This window comes from Butyricicoccus sp. AM32-19 (assembly GCF_003480365.1).
Classification (GTDB): domain Bacteria; phylum Bacillota; class Clostridia; order Oscillospirales; family Butyricicoccaceae; genus Agathobaculum; species Agathobaculum butyriciproducens.
This window is the reverse complement of the sequence record NZ_QUIX01000008.1, coordinates 43679-65019: the sequence shown is the minus strand read 5'-3', so window position 1 is coordinate 65019 and position 21341 is coordinate 43679. Positions and strand designations below refer to the sequence as shown.

Below are 21341 nucleotides of genomic sequence, written 5' to 3'. Positions count from 1 at the left end.
GACTTGTTTAGTATAGTCCATAATCGAGTAAATGTCAACACCTTTTTTCAAATTTTTTTGAAAAAGTTTTGGAACCGATTTTTCCGCTATTTCCCGCCCTGTTCCAGACTGTCCAGAAGCTGCTCGTAGAACGCCTCATTCCAGGTATGCGTCTGCGCCAGTTCTTCTCCGGTGAGCATAAAATACTGATCGGATACATATTCGCCTCTGTCCGGAATCGGGTCGTCAAACGTGCAGTCGATGTAATATGTTGTGCCGCCCAACCGCACAGCATTCCAGCCGTGGTTCATTTCCTCGGATGCGACATAGATGACCTGAATGCCTGCCGCCTTGCACAGCATCTCATACGCGCGGCCGTAACCGGCACACACAGCCTTATGATCGAGCAGCGCGCCATCTGCCGCGAAAGCGGGTGCCGAGCCGTCCGGAGCGTCCTCCTCTGCCGTATCCACATCGTACTCACACTGACGGATGAGGGTATCGTGCAGCGCACGCAACTTCTCCTCTGCAGTCATGGTCTGCGAAACCGAGCCTGCCGCCAGAACCCTGGCGTACTCCCACGCCTGCTCCTGCCGCGCCTGCCGAGAAACCTCGGCGTTCAGCTCGATGGTCTTGTTCGGCCGTGTTACCGCGTGCAGCGCGAATGCGTATGGATACTGCGCCTCCAGTGCTCGGTACACCTCGTCCGCGTCCACGTTGTCCTCGCGGAAGGCAACGCCGTTTCCGCCGTTCTCCGCGTCCTGCCGGAGCAGATCTGCCGCCTGATAGACATTATCCACCGGCTTCGCCTGCAGATACGGCAGCCAGAACACACCGCCGCCAAGCAGAGCCATGGTCAGCAGAAAGCCGAAAAACCGTCTCATATGTCCCCTCCTTCGGGTATGACAAAGCGGGCGGCTGCGCCGCCCGCTGTCTAACCGTCAAAACGCGCCGCGCTTCGACAGGAAAAATGCAATTATCACATCAGCTTCACGGTATAGTATACCGCAGTGATGAACAGATATGCCGCTGCCGCACCCAGTGCGATCATGACATGGCTTGCCGCAAGTACAACGACTGCCGTCAGCGCTACCATCACGATCGGCGTAATGGTGAGCATCAGGTACGCGTTCTTGCTGAACTGGGTGTCGATCTTGCGGCCGCGGAAGGTAAACTTACCCTTCTTGCGGCGCAGAGAAGCCGTAACAGCGATCTGGATCAGTGCCAGTACCGCGGTACCTGCTGCCGCCACGGTGGACATCCATGTATGGTTAGCCGAAACCAGCGCGCGGTGAATCACCAGCATTGCCGCAACACCCACACCGGTATCTACTGCAATCAGGAAAAATTCCGGCGCATAAGAATGATACACCAGATAATACACTGCCAGAACCGGCAGGACAACATACATCGCCTTGATCGGCATGGTGCCGTAGTAGTTGATCGCGGTCAGGAATACGATGGCAACGATGCTTGCAATCAGCATATTGCGTCCGCACACGATGCGGCGCACGCTGCTGCGCTTGCCTGCATGCTCCTGTCCCAGCATGATGATGCCGGCTGCTGCACCGACAATGCCCACACCGAGCAGCACCCGCGTTACCAGCACGCCGGTCTTCCAGGTGTTGCTGTAGCCCAGCAGGCGCTCGAGGATCATCAGTACCAGCACGCCGAGCAGGCACACGCTGAATACTGCGAGCACCTTGTTGGTGGTATACTCTTCCTGAGAAATTGGCTTTTTACCCACATTGTTTTTTGCCAATGTTTAACACTCCCTTTATTTCTTCTCACATGTTGCCGCCGGCATAGAGCACGGCCGCAAGCGCCGCAATCGGCGCAGTCTCACACCGCAGGATGCGTGTACCGAGCGAAACGCTCTGCAGTCCCGCGTCCACGGCTGCCTTTGCTTCAGCCGGATCGAAGCCGCCCTCCGGCCCGACCATCAGCGAAACCGTGTCCCTGACACCGCCTGCAAGCGCATCGTGCAGACCGGTCCGCTTCTCGTTTTCGTAGAAAAACAGTGCCGTTTCGCTTTCCGCCGCCTGCGCAATTGCGTGAGCGACCGGTACAACGGCTGCCACCTCCGGCAGACGTCCTCTGCCGCACTGCTTTGCTGCCTCGGCAGCAATCTTACGCCAGCGTTCCACCTTCTTTTCGGTCTTATCCGGTCGGGAAACGCAATTCTTGGACAGATACGGCACGATACGGCTGACGCCGAGCTCTACCGCCTTCTGCACGATAAATTCCATTTTGTCGCCCTTGGGCAGCGCCATAAACAGCGTGATAGACTGCTTCGGTTCGGTATCCGCCGCGTGGCAGCTTACGACCCGGCAGGTCACGGCTTCCTTCTCCACGGCTTCCACCGTGCAGTCAAAATCCATCCCGGCACCGTCACACAGGGTAACACCTTCGCCGACACGCAGACGCAGAACACGTCCCGCGTGATGCGCGTTTTCTCCGGTAAGGGTCAGCACGCCGTCCTGCGGCTGCTGATCGACAAAAAATCGAGGCATAATAATCAAATAACCTTTCCTATTTTAGCAAAAAAACAGCCGTTTGGCAAGTGAACATTCCGTGAATCCTGAAACAAATCACTTTTTCGCAGCAAAAGCGCTCCAGTCATCGCTCTTTTCGTGCGAAAGAATCGTAAATCCGCTCTTTTCCAGCGCCGCGCGCACCTCCTCGGCACGCTCGTTGAGGATGCCGGAGCAGATCAGTGTGCCGCCCTTGACCAGCTTATCCGCAAACATGGGCGACATGCCGATGATGACATCAGCCACGATATTCGCCACGATCACGTCGTAGCCGCCGCCGATGTCCTCGGCGAGCTTCGGGTCGCGCAGCGCATCGCCGCACAGACCTCTGCCGATCTCGACATGGTTTTTTTCCGCATTTTCATGTGCAGTTTTCAGGCAGTTCTCGTCGATATCGACAATGGTCTGCACATCCGCGCCGAGCATAGCCGCCGCGATGGCCAGAATACCCGAGCCAGTGCCCATATCGAGCAGCTTGTCGCCCGGCTTTACCGCATCCTCGAGCGCCATCATGCACAGCTGGGTCGTGTCATGGCTGCCGGTGCCGAAGGACGACGCCGGGTCGATTTCAAGAATACGGCGGCCCTGCGGGTCCTCAACCGTCTCCCACGAGGGTTTGATCATAAAGCTGCGTCCCACCGGGAACGGCTTGAAATACTGCTTCCATCCCCACTCCCAGTCCTCCTGACGGGTCAGCGCGGTTTCCGTGCACAGTCGGCCCCATGCGTGCTCCTCATCGCGCGCCTTGAGGTTTTCCAGCGCGGCACGGATATCCGCGTACTGCTTTGCACCCTCGTCGCTGTCCGGCAGATAGATTTTGAGACAGGTCTCCTGTGCACGCTTCTCGCGCACCAGATCCTCGTCTACATAGTCCCAGTATATTTCGGTGTCCTTGAGAAATTCTTCAAAATCCGCCGCATCCTCAAGCACATAGCCTTCTACGCCGTTGTCCTCGAGCAGTGCCTCGACCGGACCGATGCCCTCGGTCGTCGTGTAGATCGTAACTTCTCTCCAATCCATAGGTTCCACCCTGCCTTTCCTATCCAGATAACCGCGCTCCGCGCGGTATTCAATAACAATTTGCTTGCATAATTGCAACTACAAGACCGGTTTTCGTCCAGAAACCCGAGTCTTTGGTCCTGCCCGCAGGCGACTGCCGCTCTGCGGCAGCATTCACTCCGCGGCGCATTGCGCCGCAATAAAACCCGCGACATGTGCGTGGGTTTTGTTTCCCCGCCCCAGTGCCCCTGGGGCACGTCATTCGGGTATCGAAAGGCGGTTTCTCCGGAACCGTCTTTCGTATATAGGGGACTTTTGAAGTCCCCTATAAGCGGATCATGCCGTATTTCGTCTCGAAGTACGAAATGACCGCGTCTTCCTGCTCCCATGTGCCGTCATACAGTGCAAGTCCCGGAAATACCCGCAGACCCTGCTCCAGCAGGTCGGCAGATTCCGCGCACAGGCACAGCGGACGCGAGATCATATAGCGGGATTCCTCCAGTGTGACAACATCCTCTTCGGTTTCGAGCAGCAGCTTGAACGCACCCGAATCATCCTCGGCTTCGATGAGATCCTCATCCAGATGCGGACCGCACTCGATCTCATCCGAAATGTCGATGGTCGGAGCGATAAAATGCGCGTGCTTGCCGTCCGGCGCACAGATAAAATCATCGTGATCGCGCGGCAGCGTTTTGCACGCCACTTGATTGCCGCGCAGCGCCGCGACGAATGCTTCCGTACTGTCGGGCACAATTACCTCGGTGTTGTACAGTGTGGTTTGAGACAGCCAGTCCGCGTGCATGCACACGCCGAGCGACAGCCGCGCATACGGCGCCGCGATTTCGAGCGCCTGCGTCAGCGATTCGGGATCGTGTGCGCTGATCAGCACAGTCGTAACGCCAATGCGCTGCAGCACACCGATAGCCGCCCGCACATCCGTGCCGTCCGGCAGATGGCCTTCATCGTCCTCCACATGCAGCTCCGCAATTACCGTTCGGCCGCACAGATCGCCCAGAGCCAGCACAGCGGCACGCAGCGCCGGAAATGTCGGCGCACCATGCAGATAATAGAACGCCGCATCATCGTGCAGCAGAGGACGGAAGACCTCCTTGCACTGCTCAATGTAGTGCATGGTGATCGGGCGTTCGCAGTGCTCCGCATCGGGTTCGGGCGGGCACTCGAGCGCCAGGCCGACCGGCAACGGCGCCAGCTCTTCAGCCCATGCATCACACAGTTCGGCATTCGGTGCAAGCGCGCCTGCAAACTGCTCGGGCGCGGTATGATACAGCGAAATTGCCGCCGGATCGTTCAGCAAAAGCTGCGGTTTATGCTCGGATTGACATAAAGGAATATCCAAGGTTGTTCTTCCTCCTAAGAAGATGAAAAATATTCATATTTCAGTTGATAAAGTTTACTTTTTCGTCCAGCTGCCGTCACTCTTAACGGTATACTGCTGCGGTTTTGCCGCCGCCAGCCTGCACATTTCAAGTGCGCTCTGCAGCTGATCGTCCACCAGATAGGTCTGGCCGTTCAGCGCAGTAACCGCTTCGTCCAGTGCGCTCAGCATCTCCGGAGACGCATACAGCGCCGCAGGCAGATCGTAAGCCGCCCGGAAGGACGCTACCGCGTCCGCTACGTCGCCGTCATACCTGCCGGTTGCTTCGGTGAGCAGTCCCAGCAGCGACAGGCGCTCGGTCATGGCGTAAACCGCGTCCGAGCTGTCGCCAAAACGCAGGGTTGTGCTCGTATCGAGCGGTTTGAGATCCTTGGTATTGACCGTAACCTTGCGGTTCTCCAGCTGGATATCCGGCGTCAGGCCGACACCTTCCCAGCAGCCCTGCTTGGGCAGTTCGAGTTCCAGCGTGGTGATGACCAGCTTGTCGCCGTTTACCAGATCAATGTGGAACTGCCCCTGTCCCTTGCCGTAGGTCTTGCTGCCGATGAGCGTCGCCGAGCCGGTATCCTGCAGGCTGCCTGCCAGCAGCTCCGCCGCGGAAGCCGTGCCGCCGTCCACCAGAACGACAATCTTGTTAAGCGGCAGCGCATTGCCGGTCGAATAGGTCTGCTCCAGACCGCCCATATCGTCGCGGTAGCGGACGCCGGCAAGCTCTGCATCCTTGACCGGCGTCATAGCATTCGCCATTTTGAGCGCCGCGTCGATCAGGCCGCCGCCGTTGCCGCGCAGGTCGAGAATGACCGCACGGGTGTTCTTAGACGGCAGGCTGTCCCAAATCTCCGAAAACGCCGACCAGTCGTTCTGCGAGCCGATGGCGCTGACCTTGATGTACTCCACACCGTCCGCCATCGTCTTGTTGGAAACGTACACGCGGTTGACCTGACGGCGCTCACAGGTAACGGTAATGTCCCGTCCGTAGCGGCGCACGGTCAGCTTGACCGACGTACCTTCCTCGCCGCGCAGCTTAGATGCTACATCGGCATTTTTCAACTTGGTTGCGTCCTCACCGTTGATTTTCACGATAAGATCGCCAATCTGCAGACCGGCTTCCTCCGCCGCTGAATAGCGCATGACCTCAGCGATCTGTACGCCGTTTTCTGTCTCCTGCAGGCCGACGCCGATGCCGACAAAGCCCTCAAGCGTCGAAAATCCCTGCGAATACTCCTCGCTCGACAGATACATGGAATGCGTATCGAGCAGCGAGAGAATGTCGTTGAGTACGTCATACATCTCATCCGGATGCTTTTCCAGATATTTATTGATATAGTTCTGCAGAACGTACGGATCATGCTCTGCCTTGAGGCCGAAAGCATCAATGAGCGCCCAAACGCCGTCAAACCACGTTTCGCTCTGTCCGTCCTGCGTGATCGCACCGGCGGAGGCGGTCATCATTGCCGCCGTCATCGCCAGTGCCGCTATTCTTTTCGCTAATTTTTTCATGTGGGTCTCCTCCGCGCTCAGCGCGGCAAAAAAATCCGTTTTGCTTGCAAAACGTAACCGCATGGCAGGTTTTTTACCGAAAAACCGAGCCATTGGTCCCGTCCGCAGACGGCCGCCGTTACACGGCGGCTTGCAATCAGCGGCGCATGCGCCGCAACAAAACCCGCGACATGTGCGTGGGTTTTGTTACCCCGACCCAGCGCTCTTGGAGCGCGTCATTCGGGTATCGAAGTATGGTTTCTCCGGAACCATACTTCGTATATAGGGGACTTTTGAAGTCCCCTATACGTTGTCACATGGACTCCGGTGCGTCTACGCCGATGAGCTTCAGCACGTTCTCAATGGTCTGCTTCGCTGCCAGGCACAGGGTCAGACGCGCATCGCGGACAGCCGGCTCGGCATCCTTGATGCGGCAGGCGTTGTAGAAATGATGGAACTGCTGCGCCAGTGCAACGGCGTACTTGTTGAGACGCGACGGATCGCGGCTGACAGCGGACTGCACGATCTCCTCGGGCAGCAGAGCAACCTGCTTGATGAGCTGACGCTCATCTGCGCCGGTCAGCACGGACAGGTCGGTCTTGCCGGTATCCGGCAGCGCAATGCCGCTCTCCTGTGCGTTCTTGAGCACGGAGCAGATACGCGCGTGTGCGTACTGCACATAGTACAGCGGGTTGTCGGAATCCTGCTTGATAGCAAGGTCAAGGTCGAACTCCATCTGTGTCTCAGCGGCGCGGCTGTTGAAGAAGAAACGCGCTGCATCGACCGGAATCTCGTCGAGCAGGTCGGTCAGCGTCAGGCTCTTGCCGGTACGCTTGGACATGCGGACAACCTCGCCGCCCTGCATCATGCGGACAAGCTGCATGAGCACGATCTCCAGACGGTGAGAGCCGTCCAGACCGAGTGCATCCAGAGCGCACTGCAGACGCTTTACATGGCCGTGATGGTCAGCGCCCCAGATGTTGATAACACGGTCAAAACCGCGCTTCTCGAACTTGTTGCGATGGTAAGCGATATCGGCCGCAAAGTAGGTATAGAAACCGTTTGCACGGCGCAGAACGTCGTCCTTGTCGCAGCCGAAGTCGGTCGAACGGAGCCACAGTGCGCCGTCCTCGGTCTCGTAGGTTGCGCCCTTGGCGGTCAGCATATCAATGGTCTCCTTAACGTAACCGCTCTCATGCAGAGTGGACTCGCGGAACCATACGTCGTAGTTGATCTTGTAACGCCTGAGGTCGCGCTCCATGCGGGCAATGTTGGTCGGCAGGCCGTAACCCTCGATAACGGCGAAGCGCTCCTCCGGGGTCTTTTCGAGCAGGCTGTCGCCGTACTGCTCTACCAGATCATGCGCCAGCGCCTTAATGTCGTCGCCCTGATACCAGGAAGCGTCAAACTCGATGGCGTCCTCGCCGCGGATCTCCTGGATATAGCGGCCCTCGACCGAGTGCGCGAACTTGTCTACCTGATTGCCTGCATCGTTGATGTAGAACTCACGGGTAACATCATTGCCGGACCAGTCCAGAACAGAGGACAGGCAGTCGCCCAGAACACCGCCGCGCGCGTTGCCCATGTGCATCGGGCCGGTCGGGTTGGCGGAAACGAACTCTACCATGACCTTTTCCGGCTTTTTGCTCTCGGTACGGCCGTAATTCTCGCCCATGGCGAATACGCCGCGGACAGCCTGCTCGTACCAGCCCTGATTCAGCGTGAAATTCATAAAGCCCGGGCCTGCAATGGTCACGGTGTCAAAGCAGCTGCCCTCGAGGTCGAGGTTTGCCACGATGCTCTCCGCAATCTTGCGCGGCGCCATGTGCAGCGGCTTTGCACACTGCATAGCAAAGGTGGATGCCCAGTCGCCGTTGGAAGAATCCTTCGGGGTCTCTACTGCAACCGGAGGAATGGTGCCCTCAGGCAGCTCGCCTGCGGCTACAGCCTTGCGGTACGCCGCTTCTACAACGCGGGTTGCTTCGGCGCGTGCGATTTCGTATGCGTTCATGTGTACACTCCTATATCTAAATCTCTTATTTTTACTTTATTAAACGACCTGAATGTTCGGTTTGGTCGATACCGTCATCTCAAAGTGGTGTTCTCCCATGAGAGAGTTGTCCACCTCGACCGTATAGTCGATGATAAGGTGTCCGCCGTTCTCGCCGATGGTGTTGTGCACCCGCGAGGTGTGGGTGGCGATAGCCATTTCGCTGCCGACCGGCGTTTGATACAGACCGACATGGCGCTCGTCCTCAGCGAACAGCATGTGCGAGGGAAACGTACCCGTGCGGATGAGGGCAACCGTTTTGCCGTCCAGCTTGACGGTGGTCTTGGTGCCTTCGAGTCCGGTCAGTTCACTTTCCTCGTATGCGATGTAATATTTTCCGCCGCGCTCGTACAGCGTGGCAGCGGTTTGCAGGTCGATGTTCTCCTCGTCACAGCCCGCAAACTGCTGCTGAGAGGAAATCGTCAGCCAAACGTCCTTCTTCATATTTCTATGCTCCTTAATAGCGGGAAATATCCACAAGCTCCGCACCGACATCGACCTTTTCCTGCAGGAACAGCTCGGCGAGCTGGTCAAAGCCCTGCGGATCGTCCGAAACGAAATACTGCGTTGTACCCGTACCCTCGTTCGGGTCAAACTGCGTGGAAGCGAGGTTTGCCGCCTCGGCGCCCGAGTCAATGAGCGTCACATCCGGACCCATAAAGTCGCCGATGACCTCCTCGAGCAGCGGATAGTGCGTGCAGCCGAGAATCAGCGTATCCACACCTGCGTCCTTCAGCGGCGTGAGATATTCCTTCACCACAGTTTCGATGACCACATCGCCGCGGTGCACGCGGCCGTTCTCGACCAGCGGCACGAACAGCGGACACGCCTGCGTGAACAGGTCGAGCGTGCCGTCCTTTTTGTGCAGATACTTCTCGTATGCACCCGAACGGATGGTGGCCGCCGTGCCGATCACGCCGACTCTGCCGGTCTGCGTCATGGTCATGGCGCGGCGGCAGGCAGGCTCGACCGTGCCGATGATTGGGATGTCGTTCTCCTCGGAAAGCAGGTCAAGCGCGATTGCGGACACGGTGTTGCAGGCAATGATGATGGATTTCAGGTCATACTGGCGCAGAAACGCCACATCCTGCCGGGCATACTTGGTGATGATATCGCGGCCGCGCGTACCATACGGCACACGGCCGGTATCGCCGAAATAGATGATATTTTCCTGCGGCATCAGGGCGTGCAGACGGCGCACGGCGGTCAGACCGCCCAAGCCGGAGTCAAATACGCCAATCGCACGCTTATCCATTGTGCTCCTCCAGTGCCAGAGAGATCAGGCGGTCGAGCAGCTCGGCATAGCCGATGCCCTCGTAGTCAAACAGCTTGGGGTACATGCTGATCGAGGTAAAGCCCGGAATCGCATTCAGCTCGTTGAAAACGACCTCGCCGCTGTCGTGGGTGACAAAGAAGTCTACGCGCGACAGGCCGCGGCAGCCGAGTGCGGTGTAAACGCGGACAGCGTCCCGACGGACGGTCGCAATCTGCTCCTCGGTGATATGTGCCGGAATGTACAGACGCGAGCTTTCGTCCTTGTACTTGGCGTCAAAGGTGTAGAACTCCTGCGTCGGAGCGATCTCGCCGACCGTGGAGGCCTGCGGTTCGAGGTTGCCGAGCACCGCGCACTCGACCTCGTGACCGTCGATGAACTCCTCGACGAGCACCTTGGTATCCAGCTTAAATGCTTCGGTCAGGCCCTCGGCCAGTTCGAGCAGATTGTTCGCCTTGGCAACGCCCACGGACGAGCCCTGCGAGCACGGTTTGACGAATACCGGGAACGCGCCCAGCGTTTCCGCAGCCGCGGCGATTACTGCCTCGGCATTGCGCTCAAAGTCATATCTCAGCGCCAGATAGTAGCGTGCCTGACGGACGCCCGTACCCTCAACGACCTTTTTCGTCAGGGCCTTGTCCATCGTGTTCGCGCTTGCGGCTACGCCGCAGCCGACGTACGGAATGCCGGCCAGCTCGAGCAGACCCTGCATCGTGCCGTCCTCGCCGCCGACGCCGTGCAGCACCGGGAATACGCAGTCCAGACGGACAATCTCGATCTCTCCCTCACGGAGCAGCACCATGCCGTGCATGCCGCGGTCGGGTGCGAGAACGACCTTTACCTTGCCGGTCATGCGCTCCCACGCACCGCTCTCTACACGGTCCGGATCACAGTTCGGGCAGTAGAGCCACTCGCCGCTGCGGGTGATGCCGACCGGATAGATTTCATATTTATCTTTATTCAGGTTTCGCAAAATAGAAGCGGCAGACAGGCACGAGATGTCGTGCTCACTCGAAATACCGCCGAATAATACAGCCAGTTTCATTTATCAGATTCGCCCTTTCGTTCGTTTCCTCTGCCCATACTTATACAGATACCATTATACGCTATCTTTCCGGCGAATACAATGCGAAAACAGTGTTTTTCCTGCACTGATCCCACAAAATTTACAATTCCTTCATAGTTATTTTTGATATACCTGTTGACGGACTATATTATATCTCATATAATATTATTAGAAACACAGGAGAGGAGGATTCCATATGTCCTATCCCATCTCGTCCTCCCTGCTGGACGGCATCGTGCTTGCCGTAGTCGAGCGAGAAAGCACCTACGGCTACCGTATTACGCAGGACGTGCAAAAGGTACTGGATATTTCCGAATCTACGCTGTATCCGGTACTTCGGCGGCTGATGAAGGACGGCTGCCTGACCACCTACGATCAGGCCTATGCGGGCCGCAACCGCCGCTACTACCAGATCACCGAGCACGGCAGAGCCGCTCTGCGGCAGCACCGCATCGACTGGCAGAACTACCGCAGCGGGATCGACACGATCTTTTTTGGAGGGGTGAACGAATGAACAGAGCAGATTACATGGCAGCGCTGCGGCGTGCGCTCTCGGTTTTGCCGGAGGAGGAACGCGCGAACGCTCTGCGCTATTACGAAGAATATTTTGACGACGCAGGCCCGGAAAACGAGACAAAGGCCATTGAGGAACTCGGCGAGCCGGCAAAGGTTGCAGCGCAGATTCTCGCGGATTACCGCGAACTGACCGCTGTACCGCATGCACAGCCGATAAAAGAAAAGCGCCGCTGGCGCGGTATCAGTCCGCTGCTGCTGATTGTGCTGGTGCTGCTCGCTATCCCGATCGGATTGCCGCTCGTATTCGGCGCAGGTGCAACCGTGCTTGGCGTGCTTCTGGCGATCGTTGTGACCGCGCTCGCGGTGATTTTCGCTGTACTGCTCATTCTGTACGGCATTCCGCTTGCGCTGATTTGCGGCGGAGCCGTGATTGCCCTGCTGTCCTGCACACTGTGGGCGACACCGGCGAACGCGCTCGTCACACTCGGCAACGGACTGGCTGCCTTTGCCGCCGGTATCCTGCTCGGACTGCTGTCCATCAAGCTGAGCATTCTGTTTGTGCCGCCGGTGTTCCGCGCCTTTGTCGCCGTGCTGCGTGCGCCGTTTAACTGGATTCGCAACAGATGCCGCCGTACAGGAGGTGGAAATGTATGAAAAAGCTCATTATTGCCTGCGCTGCCGTGCTGGTGCTCGGTCTGGGACTGACGACGGTCGGTCATGTGCTCGGCGGACAGTTTTACAGCGTGTACTACGATGGTGCGCTGCACCCGTTCAGCGATGCCGCACAAAATTTTTCCGATAAGTTTGTGAACATCAGCGACCACATTGTCACCGCCGATGAAGATAATGACAGCGATTTCGACACCAGCTGGGTGCAGGATTACCTCGAAACCCGCCGGAATGCCATCGAGCACGGCGATATGCCTATCCAGTCGGTCGATCAAATCGATTACATCGACTTGGCGCTTAATGGTGGAGAATTTACTATCGAGAACGGTTCGGACTTCGCCGTCAGCGCAAGCGTTAATTTCGCAGATACGCAGATAAACGGTACACACTGGACTGCTTCGCTCTGGGCAAACGATGAACCGGCAACGATTACCCTGCCCCGTGACGGAAATTATCTGCAAATCCGCATTTCCTGTGGACAGCAGGCCAATGTGACCATCCGTGACCGTCTATCCGCGCAGAATATCGAGCTGTCTGCCGGAAATGGTACGCTCACCGCCGATGAACTGTATGGACACAGAATCACGCTGGATGCAACCGACGGCCGCTTATCCGCCACCCTGCCAGAGTCGGCAGACCAGTATCATGTACGGGCCACTGCCAACTGGGGTACAGTCATAATGAACGGCACACCGCTGGTTCAGATGGACGAACTCGGAAACGGCACTGCACAATACGATAACCGCGCCGAGCACGTTCCACACGATCTGCAAGCCAGAGTGTCCGGCTCCGGACAGATCAGCCTGCTTTCTCAGATCGCATCCACGAACGCTGATACCCCTGTCTGAACTGTAACTTGACGAAATCCACAAAACAACGTATGATAAAAGAAAAGGAGACTTTACGATGAATGGCAAGAAATTGTATCGCAGTGAATCCAACCGCATGCTGTGCGGTGTCTGTGCCGGCATCGCGGAATATTTTGATCTCGACCCGACTTTGATCCGTCTGGCATGGGCGCTTGTATGCTTCCTCGGCGGTTCGGGTATCCTGGCGTATATTATCGCCGCGATCATCATTCCGTCCGAGAGCACGCGCAATAACAATATGATGTGACCCATCGCCGTTTCTCCGGAAAAGAGAGGAAGTGCTCGCTATGAGCGAAAACCAGCAGCCGCTGGACGAAGAACAGGCGGTTTCCGATGTGCAGGAGCAGGAAACCCTGCCTGCCGCAGCCGAAGATACCCCGCCCGCTGCGCAGGATGAAAATGCACCCGCCATCCTCGATGCGGAACCAGAAGAGGAAGAAGATATTGATCCTGCCGATGTGAAGATCTTCGGCATGAAGCGCCATGTGTTCCAGCTGACCTGTCTGGGCGCCGCTGTCGGCTATATCCTGTGCGGACTGGTTGGTATTCTCAGTGAGAAGATGCAGGGTACCGGTCTGGGCGATATTCTGGCGAAATCCCCGAGCACAACCGTCTGGGCGGTCGTTGTGGCCGCTGTCGGCTACTTTATCGGCTCGCGTCTGGAGAAAAAGCGCGAAGCTGCTCTTGCGGACGAACAGGCCGCACTCGAGCAGTCCAATGATACAAACGCATAATTTTCCTTTTGGAGCTGTCCGGAAAGAGAGTCTGTGTAAGCAGGCTCTCTTTTCGCGTTTGCGCAACAAAAAAGAACCCCGAAGGGTTCTTTTGAGGCTGTCGAAAAACTATCGTTTTCCGAGCAGCCTCTCGCTCGAAACCACGCTTTCGAGCGAATACTGAAGAAAAACCGCGCCCTACGGGCACATTTTTTCTTCCCTTGTATAAATTCCGAGATACATGCTCCCGGAATTTATGAATTTGCTTCGCAAATCCTATTTTATGCGTGCTGCCGCACGAAGCGTAAAAATTAAAATAATACTTTTTTGACAGACTGAAAAGAACCCCGAAGGGTTCTTTTTACCGCTCATCGCTGTGAATTTTATCGAGAATCTTTTTATCCCGCTTATCCTGCGGCTGAAACTGTGCAAACAGGTCGGGCCGATCCTTTTTCGTGCGGCGCAGGCTCATTTCGCGTCTCCATGCTTCAATATTGGCATGGTGCCCGGAGAGCAGCACCTCCGGCACTTCTCTGCCGCGCCAGTTTTCCGGACGGGTGTACTGCGGATGCTCGAGCAGACCGTCCCAGTGGCTTTCCGCCGTGAACGCTTCCTCGTCCGGCAGAACGCCCGGCACCATGCGGCATACTGCGTCCGCAACTGCCATCGCGGGAATCTCCCCGCCGGTCAGCACAAAGTCACCGATGGAAATCTCCTCATCCACGCACTCGTCGATAAACCGCTGGTCAATGCCCTCATAATGGCCGCAGACCAGAATAAAGTGCTCCTTCGCGAGCAGCTCACGCGCTTTCTGCTGGTTAAACGGCTGTCCCTGTGCAGAGAGGAACACCGTGTGTACATGTTCGCCGGCACTCAGCGCCTGATGGCACAGATACAGCGGCTCAGCCAGCATGACCTGTCCGCGTCCACCGCCGTAGGGCGCGTCATCTGCCTTGTGGTGCTTGTCGAGCGCATAATCGCGGATGTTGGTTGCCTTGACCTCGACAACACCCCTGTCCTGGGCGCGTCCGATGATGCTTTCGCGCATAACCGCGTTGATCATCTCCGGAAACAGCGTCATAATGTCGATTTTCATTCGATCAGACCCTCGATGCTCTCAACATAGATCACGCCGGCTTCCATGTCGATCTCCTTGAGGAACGGCTTGATGGCCGGAATGTAGATTAGACGTCCGTCCTCACCGGCGATTTCGTACATATCGTGCGCCGGATTACTGGTCAGTACGTCACGGATGCGGCCGATTACACGGTCAACGCGCAGATCGAACACCTTGAAGCCCAGAATATCCTGAATGAACACGAGATCCTCGGGCAGCTCTACGTCCTCGCGGTCGAGGTGGAGCACCTTGTTGCGCATCGCCTCGGCAGCCTCGACCGTGTCAATGCCCTTGATGTGCATAAGCACAACATTCTTGTGAACCTGCGCCTTTTCGACGGTCACAGGCGTTTTTTCGTCCAGATAGAGCGTGTCAAAGTCACACAGCACCTCAGGGCTGTCGCACCAGCTCTGCACCTTCAGGTCGCCGCGCACGCCGTGCGTGCCGACGATCTTGCCGGCCTCTAAAAATTTCTTCGGCATATTCGTTCTTTCCTCCTGCCTGTGAGCGTTTTTATTCCTGCGATGTTTGATTGATGGTGATTCGTTTATCTGTCGGGGATTTCGCCGTCTGCGGACGGGTCGCGCAATTCTTTAGCCCGTTACTACGCACGGCACCTGCGAATTTAGACATTCACCACATTTAACTGCGTAGGTGCCTTCCAACACAACACGTTAAGAATTTGTGCGGCACTGTTATGCCGCACTCAGCGGGGAGCAGACCGCCTGTGTAGCAGTCCGGTATCTGGCACTGCGAAACGGTTGAGAAAGACACGGAAGAAAAATCCTTTGCCGTTCCTTTGCGAGTCTCAGCTCTGCAAATTTCGCCGTGCCCTCTAAGGGAAAGGCAGGAGTTCAAAGAGGAAGGAAAACCGTAGGTTGTCCTTCCTTTTTGCCCCGCCGCGGGCGCGGCAAACTCCCGCGCTCCACAGAGCGCAACTCCCCGCTGAATCTCAGTGAAAAACACCCGCCCGTTAGGGACGAATACGCTTACGCAGTTCGTGCCCCCCGTTGAGTCAGTGCCGAAAAGGGTGCCTCCCAGACAGAGCGTATTGCTGACGCAACTCGTGTGCCCCGCATAATCGGTGCCCGATAAAAACAAAAAATCGCCGCGCTGCGGCGATTTTCGGAAAAAGCCAGCGCCTGACGGCACCGGCTCTTCATTCAAGTTGAAGTGATTAACACTTCGGCGCGATCCGCGCAGGCTCAGTCGAGAATATCAACTGTGACGCGCTTGTTCTCGCGATTGCCTGCCGCTTTCATGAGTGTGCGGATTTCCTTTGCGATGCGGCCGTGGCGACCGATAACGCGACCCATATCTCCCGGTGCTACACGCAGCGAGTAGGTGATGTTATCGCCGTCGATCTCCTCAGTAATGGCAATCGCAGCCGGATCGGAAACCAGATTTTCGACTATATAAGTCAGTAACTCTTTCATTTCGACGACCTCACTCAATTCAGCACACCGGCCTTCTTCAGAATACCGCGAACGGTATCGGTCGGCTGAGCGCCGTTCTTGATCCACTCCTGAGCGCGGTCAGCGTTTACGTTGACAACAGCCGGCTCTGCCAGCGGATTGTAAGTGCCGATCTCCTCGATGAAACGACCGTCACGCGGGTAACGGGAATCAGCGACAACGATGCGGTAGAACGGAGTCTTCTTAGCGCCCATGCGACGCAGTCTGATCTTTACCATTGAAATTTCACCTCCTGTTATAGAAATTTATCTATTGTAAATTTACTTTACAAACGAATAGCGATTAAAACGGCAGCTTGAAGTTGCCCAGTCCCGGGAAGCCGCGGCGCTTTTTGCCCTTGCTGCGTGCCATGCTGGTAAGCTGCTTGGTCATCTTCTGCATGGCCTCAAACTGCTTGAGCAGCTTGTTGACCTGCTCGACCGACAGTCCGCAGCCGTTTGCAATGCGCTTCTTGCGGGAGTAGTTGATGATGGAGGGATTATCTCTCTCCTTCGGGGTCATAGACTGGATGATGGCTTCGGTATGCGCCATCTGCTTTTCGTCGATCTTTGCACCGGCGAGGGCTTTTGCGTCCACACCCGGCAGCATGCCGAGCATTTCCTCCATCGAGCCCATGTTTTTCATTTTCTGCAGCTGATCGTAAAAATCGGTCAGCGTCAGCTTGCCGGCCATCATCTTTTTGGCGGTTTCGGCTGCCTGCTTCTGATCAAAGGACTCCTGCGCCTTTTCGATCAGCGTCAGCACATCGCCCATGCCGAGAATGCGGCTTGCCATACGGTCCGGGTGGAACGGCTCGATATCGCCGAGCTTCTCGCCCGTGCCGATGAACTTGATCGGCTTGCCGGTAACGGCCTTGACCGAAAGCGCTGCACCGCCGCGTGCGTCGCCGTCCATCTTGCTCATGAGCACACCGTCGATGCCGAGAGCCTCGTCAAAGGTCTGTGCGACCGTTACAGCGTCCTGACCGGTCATTGCGTCCACCACGAGGATGATCTCGGTGGGCTTGACCGTTGCTTTGATGTTCTTCAGCTCATCCATCAGCTTTTCATCGATGTGCAGGCGGCCTGCGGTATCGAGGAAAACCAAATCATAGCCGTTCTTGCGGGCAAAGTCGATGCCGTGCTTTGCGATCTCGACCGGATCGCCCTGACCTTCGTCAAAAACGGGGATGTTAAGCTGCTTGCCAACTACCTTTAACTGTTCGATAGCTGCCGGACGGTAAACGTCACAGGCTACGAGCAGCGGTCGGCGCTGCTGCTGCTTGCGGAGCAGAGCGGCCAGCTTTGCGCAGTTGGTGGTTTTGCCGGCGCCCTGCAGACCGGCCATCATCACGATGGTGGGCGGGTTCGGCGATATGGTCAAACGAGTGGTCTGGCCGCCCAAGAGCGAAACCAGCTCCTCGTTTACGATCTTGATGACCTGCTGGGTCGGAGACAGGCTTTCGAGGATCTCCGCGTCCGTTGCCTTTTCGGTAACGGTCTTGATGAAGTCCTTTGCGACCTTGAAGTTGACGTCCGCCTCGAGCAGTGCCATGCGGATTTCCTTCATTGCGTCCTTGATATCGGACTCGGTCAGCCTTCCCTTGCTGCGCAGATGCTTAAAAGCAGATGAAATTTTTTCGGTAAGCCCTTCAAATGCCATGTTAAGCCTCCTGCCTGAGCTGTTCGAGCAGTGCCGTCATGCGGGAAACGATCTCGTCCGCCTCGGCACTGTGCAGTTGTGCGGCGTTCAATTCATGCAGCTGCTCAACCTCGTGCTGAAGTTCCTCTGCGCACCGCTCGGTGTCGCCGTATCGGGCCACCAGACCGAGCTTGTCCTCCATCTCATGAAGGGCGTGCTCCGCTCGCTTGATGCTGTCGCGCACACCCTGACGGGTGATGCCGGCGTGCTCGGCGATCTCGGAAAGCGAAAGATCTTCATTGTAATACAGATCAAACAGCTCGCGCTGCTTCTCGGTGAGGGTCTCGCCGTAGAAGTCAAACAGCAGGCTCATTTCAAGCGGTGTTGCCTTCATGGTGATCCTCCCTGCGAAGTGTAAAGTGTTTTGCCTTTACATCGAACGTGATTATTCTATCCTATATCGGCTCTTTTGTCAAGAGGAAACTTTTCATATTGTAAAGATTTTTTCGTTCCGGTTGCATCATCGGGAATTGCGGATGGAAACCGCAGCTTCTCCCGCTTTGCAAGCGACCCGCTCACCGATTCATCCACCGAATCACGCTCAGCGCCTGCGGCGCGATCTCACTCGGAGACGCCGCCGGCTTCGCCAGAAAATATCCCTGCAGCAGATCAACGCCCAACTCAATAACCTTGCGCAGCTCAGCTTCGGTCTCGATGCCCTCGGCAACGATCTTCATGCCGCGTCCGTGTGCGTATTCCACAATATCCTTGACCAGCTGCTGCTTATCCGCATCGGTATCAATATCGCAGATAATGGTGATATCCACCTTGATATAGTCCGGCGACAGCTCAAGCAGACTGTTGCTGTTGCTGTAGCCGCTGCCCCAGTCATCCAGCGCGAGCGCGCCCTGATCGCCCAGTGCTCTGCGCTTGCGCTCCAGCGCCTCGCGGTCGATCTCCTCTTCCTCGGTGATCTCGATGACCAAATTATTCAGCAGCTCGGCAAACTGTGCCTTAAATTCCGCAACATCCTCATCCGTCAGGCTGCTGCTGGCAATCGAGTTGAGAAACAGCTTGGTGTTCCTATGCAGTCGCCCCCTGTTCTGCATCATCACAAACGTGGATGTCGCCTTGAAGATGGTCAGCCGCTCAACCTCGTACAGCTTGTCCATCTCGCGCGCCAGCTTCATCACGGTCAGCGGCGAATTCAGAAGCTGCATTTTCACACGCATCAGCGCCTCATACGCCGCCACCCTGCCGGTATGCGCCGAGAAAATCGGCTGAAAATGGTAGCCCGCGCTGTTCTCACGCAGCATCTGCAGGAATTCCCTGCGCAGCTGTGCTGCGTAGACCTCCTGATTATAGGCGCCGATATCAAATTCACCCATTTCGCCCTTGGACTCATGCTTCACCTGATACATGGCAAAATCCGCATACTTTTTAAGCGTAGCCAGATCCCTGCCGTTCTCCGGATACCACGCGATACCGCCGGAAATGCTGATGCGCATGGTGTCGCCGTTCGGCAGAAGCGCCGTGCGCTCCTTTATTGCTTCGGAAAGCCTGTTCAGCACCTGACGGATTTCGTCTCGTTCATCGTAATCATAGAACAGCACAATGAATTCATCTCCCGACATACGGGCGCAAATGGTATTCTGGGGCAGCGTCTGTGCAAAGCACTGACCCGCCAGATTGATATATCGGTCGCCCCAGTCATGGCCGAACGTGTCGTTGATCTGCTTGAGGTTATCCATATCCATCATCAGCATTGCAGCATGCCCCAGCTTTTCCGGCATACGGAACAATTTTTTCGCCCGTGCATCAAAGGCACGGCGGTTGTACAGACCGGTCAGCACATCGTAATCGCGCTCATGCTCGATGCGGCGGCGCTCAAGTGTCGCTGCAGTCACATCCTCGACCAGACCGACCTGCACCTCGTCCTCGCCGGTGATGCGCAGCATGACAAACCGCTCACTGCCGTCCTTTTGCGGAATGGTGAACACACAGCCGCCATCCTGCAGACTGAAGCTCTCCTTCTGCAGCACCAGCTCCTCCATCAGCATCTCAAACCGCTCCCGCGTCACATCATTCGGGTTGGCGTCCTGCATGCCGAGCATGGAGAAAAAGTTGTCGGTCACGAATACTTTATCGCTGTCCTCACGGATTTCATAGCCGCCGAGTTCAATACTTGCCATGTCCATAATACGCAGGAATTTCGTGGAGGTATCCAGAATATCCTGACTGAGCTGGGTGATTGCGGTGGAAAAGCCGTCTATCTCGCGGATGCCGGTGCGCGAGAGCTTTGGGATTTCCGTTCTCTTATCCTGTATAGCGGCTACCTCGTCGGACAGCTGCCGGATCGGATGCGCCAGTCCGCGGCTGACCAGATAGCTGCATACCAGACCAACACCCAGCGTCAGCACGACTGCCACCAGCAGCAGACTCTGCATATCGTTGGATATTTTATACAGCGTGCTGTTGGGCACAATGCCGAGCAGCAGCCAGTGCTCATTCGAAAATGGTGCGTTGCGGTCGTACAGCGTCAGCGGTTCCGCACAGGCGAAGTATTTTGTCTTATTGACGACAATGGTGCCGGCAGCACTGCTGTCCTGCATGACAATGCTCTGCGCGCTTTTCAGCGAACGATCCTGCGTAGAAAACGTCACCGGCTGCAGCGGAATGCTGCCGACCGGCTTTTCATCAGTCATTACGGCGAGCAGGTATGCGCCGGTGCCGTCATTCTGCAGCTCGGTCAGCGGCAGCTGCTCCTCCAGATAGCTGCACAGCAGCTCCACGCCGACAACGCCGTACACCGTGCCGTCCGGCAGGATGAGCGGCTGCGCGTATGCGATTGCTTCCCGCTTGTCTCCCGGCAGAACATACGGCGAGGTCGTCCAGCGGCCGTACTGCGCCATCAGCAGCTTGCCGCCGTCCTGATAGGCGGTCATGAACGGCTGATACACAAAATCATCAAGCTCTTCATAGTCCAGCGCGGGCTGCCAGCAGGAGTCCGTCGTAATACGCATGGACTTCACGATTCCTGCCGGTGCAAACGACAGCATCAGATCCTCGTTGCGCTCGGAAGCCGCCGCATTCGGGTCCAGATCGCGCAGATAAATGCCCGGCAGACGCCCATTGGTCTTGCGGGCATCCAGATCGCATGTATTGAGCACCACGAATACGCCCGTCACCGACGAGCTGCGCAGCTGCGTCACCAAATCATCCGCAATCGCTTCAAGCAGCGGCTCGCTCGAAGCGCTGCTCTGTCCCAGCGTATCCTTTGAGATTTGACCGGAGGTCAGCAGCGCTTCGGTCTTCTCGTTGATCCGATTCGGCATATCGCCGAGATTCTGCGCCTGCACGAGAAAATCCTCCAGATATCTGCTGCGGTTCTCAACCTGTTTGGCTAAAATATCCTCCGCATTCCGGTCCAGCTGCTGCGGCACGCGGCTTACCGCGATGGAGCCGATCAGCAGTGTGACCTCGACCGCCAGAATGACCAGTACCGATATAAATATAGTGGAAAAGACCGATCTTTCCCGTTTTTCTGTTGGCTTACTGCGAGCCTTCATACCGCACCGCCTGTTCA

General features: G+C 56.7%; 22 protein-coding genes. 5 read left to right on the top strand and 17 right to left on the bottom strand.

Annotation, left to right across the window (positions count from 1 at the left end; translation table 11 throughout):
- Positions 1 to 86: 86 nt before the first annotated feature.
- The 10 genes from DW806_RS08345 to DW806_RS08300 all read right to left on the bottom strand — a co-directional run bounded on the left by DW806_RS08345 (position 87) and on the right by DW806_RS08300 (position 10755).
- Positions 87 to 863: a transglutaminase domain-containing protein gene (locus DW806_RS08345; protein WP_118729660.1), complete on the bottom strand. Its 777-nt coding sequence runs from the start codon at positions 861 to 863 to the stop codon at positions 87 to 89.
- Between the two features lie 95 nt (positions 864 to 958).
- Positions 959 to 1741: a hypothetical protein gene (locus tag DW806_RS08340; protein WP_118729659.1), complete on the bottom strand. Its 783-nt coding sequence runs from the start codon at positions 1739 to 1741 to the stop codon at positions 959 to 961.
- 25 nt (positions 1742 to 1766) lie between these two features.
- Positions 1767 to 2492 carry a 16S rRNA (uracil(1498)-N(3))-methyltransferase gene (locus DW806_RS08335; protein ID WP_118361147.1) on the bottom strand — a complete coding sequence of 242 codons (726 nt, stop codon included), beginning with the start codon at positions 2490 to 2492 and terminating at the stop codon, positions 1767 to 1769.
- Positions 2493 to 2570: 78 nt separating this feature from the next.
- Entirely contained in the window at positions 2571 to 3533 is a 963-nt protein-coding gene (gene prmA / locus DW806_RS08330) for a 50S ribosomal protein L11 methyltransferase (protein ID WP_110435996.1), read from the bottom strand.
- 304 nt (positions 3534 to 3837) lie between these two features.
- Positions 3838 to 4869: a hypothetical protein gene (locus DW806_RS08325; RefSeq protein WP_118729658.1), complete on the bottom strand. Its 1032-nt coding sequence runs from the start codon at positions 4867 to 4869 to the stop codon at positions 3838 to 3840.
- A gap of 54 nt (positions 4870 to 4923) precedes the next feature.
- Positions 4924 to 6408 (bottom strand): S41 family peptidase, encoded by a 1485-nt coding sequence (locus DW806_RS08320; RefSeq protein WP_158578328.1) that lies wholly within the window; start codon positions 6406 to 6408, stop codon positions 4924 to 4926.
- A 292-nt stretch (positions 6409 to 6700) separates the two neighbouring features.
- Positions 6701 to 8398: an arginine--tRNA ligase gene (gene argS / locus DW806_RS08315; protein WP_118729656.1), complete on the bottom strand. Its 1698-nt coding sequence runs from the start codon at positions 8396 to 8398 to the stop codon at positions 6701 to 6703.
- A 39-nt stretch (positions 8399 to 8437) separates the two neighbouring features.
- Positions 8438 to 8881, bottom strand: a complete 444-nt coding sequence (locus tag DW806_RS08310) for a DUF1934 domain-containing protein (protein WP_118361062.1) — start codon at positions 8879 to 8881, stop codon at positions 8438 to 8440.
- A gap of 13 nt (positions 8882 to 8894) precedes the next feature.
- Entirely contained in the window at positions 8895 to 9692 is a 798-nt protein-coding gene (murI, locus tag DW806_RS08305; protein WP_118361064.1) for a glutamate racemase, read from the bottom strand.
- Complete coding sequence (locus DW806_RS08300) at positions 9685 to 10755, bottom strand: D-alanine--D-alanine ligase family protein (RefSeq protein ID WP_118729655.1); 1071 nt, start codon at positions 10753 to 10755, stop codon at positions 9685 to 9687. The genes murI and DW806_RS08300 overlap by 8 nt, the downstream gene beginning before the upstream one ends.
- A 217-nt stretch (positions 10756 to 10972) precedes the next feature.
- On the opposite strand from DW806_RS08300, the gene DW806_RS08295 reads away from it, so the two are divergent.
- Genes DW806_RS08295 through DW806_RS08275 form a run of 5 tightly spaced genes read left to right on the top strand, consistent with a single transcriptional unit; the run spans position 10973 to position 13564 of the window.
- A complete protein-coding gene (locus tag DW806_RS08295) occupies positions 10973 to 11290 on the top strand; it encodes a PadR family transcriptional regulator (protein ID WP_110435989.1) in 318 nt (105 codons plus the stop codon).
- Positions 11287 to 11946, top strand: a complete 660-nt coding sequence (locus DW806_RS08290; protein ID WP_118729654.1) for a DUF1700 domain-containing protein — start codon at positions 11287 to 11289, stop codon at positions 11944 to 11946. The genes DW806_RS08295 and DW806_RS08290 overlap by 4 nt, the downstream gene beginning before the upstream one ends.
- On the top strand, positions 11943 to 12809 hold the full coding sequence (locus DW806_RS08285; RefSeq protein ID WP_118285933.1) for a hypothetical protein: 867 nt from the start codon (positions 11943 to 11945) through the stop codon (positions 12807 to 12809). The genes DW806_RS08290 and DW806_RS08285 overlap by 4 nt, the downstream gene beginning before the upstream one ends.
- Before the next feature lie 58 nt (positions 12810 to 12867).
- A complete protein-coding gene (locus tag DW806_RS08280) occupies positions 12868 to 13077 on the top strand; it encodes a PspC domain-containing protein (protein ID WP_110435986.1) in 210 nt (69 codons plus the stop codon).
- A gap of 40 nt (positions 13078 to 13117) precedes the next feature.
- Positions 13118 to 13564, top strand: a complete 447-nt coding sequence (locus tag DW806_RS08275) for a hypothetical protein (protein ID WP_118729653.1) — start codon at positions 13118 to 13120, stop codon at positions 13562 to 13564.
- Between the two features lie 340 nt (positions 13565 to 13904).
- On the opposite strand, the gene trmD is transcribed toward DW806_RS08275, so the two are convergent.
- The 7 genes from trmD to DW806_RS08240 form a co-directional block, all read right to left on the bottom strand.
- Positions 13905 to 14639 carry a tRNA (guanosine(37)-N1)-methyltransferase TrmD gene (trmD, locus tag DW806_RS08270; protein ID WP_118729652.1) on the bottom strand — a complete coding sequence of 245 codons (735 nt, stop codon included), beginning with the start codon at positions 14637 to 14639 and terminating at the stop codon, positions 13905 to 13907.
- Positions 14636 to 15142 (bottom strand): ribosome maturation factor RimM, encoded by a 507-nt coding sequence (gene rimM / locus DW806_RS08265; RefSeq protein ID WP_116705292.1) that lies wholly within the window; start codon positions 15140 to 15142, stop codon positions 14636 to 14638. Before rimM ends, trmD begins: the two co-directional genes overlap by 4 nt.
- Positions 15143 to 15865: 723 nt before the next feature.
- Positions 15866 to 16096: a KH domain-containing protein gene (locus DW806_RS08260; protein ID WP_110435982.1), complete on the bottom strand. Its 231-nt coding sequence runs from the start codon at positions 16094 to 16096 to the stop codon at positions 15866 to 15868.
- A gap of 14 nt (positions 16097 to 16110) precedes the next feature.
- Entirely contained in the window at positions 16111 to 16353 is a 243-nt protein-coding gene (gene rpsP / locus DW806_RS08255) for a 30S ribosomal protein S16 (RefSeq protein WP_110435981.1), read from the bottom strand.
- A 64-nt stretch (positions 16354 to 16417) separates the two neighbouring features.
- The gene (gene ffh, locus DW806_RS08250) at positions 16418 to 17776 is read right to left on the bottom strand and encodes a signal recognition particle protein (RefSeq protein WP_110435980.1); all 1359 of its coding nucleotides are present in this window, start codon (positions 17774 to 17776) and stop codon (positions 16418 to 16420) included.
- Position 17777: 1 nt separating this feature from the next.
- Positions 17778 to 18149, bottom strand: a complete 372-nt coding sequence (gene ylxM / locus DW806_RS08245; protein ID WP_110435979.1) for a YlxM family DNA-binding protein — start codon at positions 18147 to 18149, stop codon at positions 17778 to 17780.
- 181 nt (positions 18150 to 18330) lie between these two features.
- The gene (locus DW806_RS08240; RefSeq protein ID WP_118729651.1) at positions 18331 to 21324 is read right to left on the bottom strand and encodes an EAL domain-containing protein; all 2994 of its coding nucleotides are present in this window, start codon (positions 21322 to 21324) and stop codon (positions 18331 to 18333) included.
- Positions 21325 to 21341: the final 17 nt, after the last annotated feature.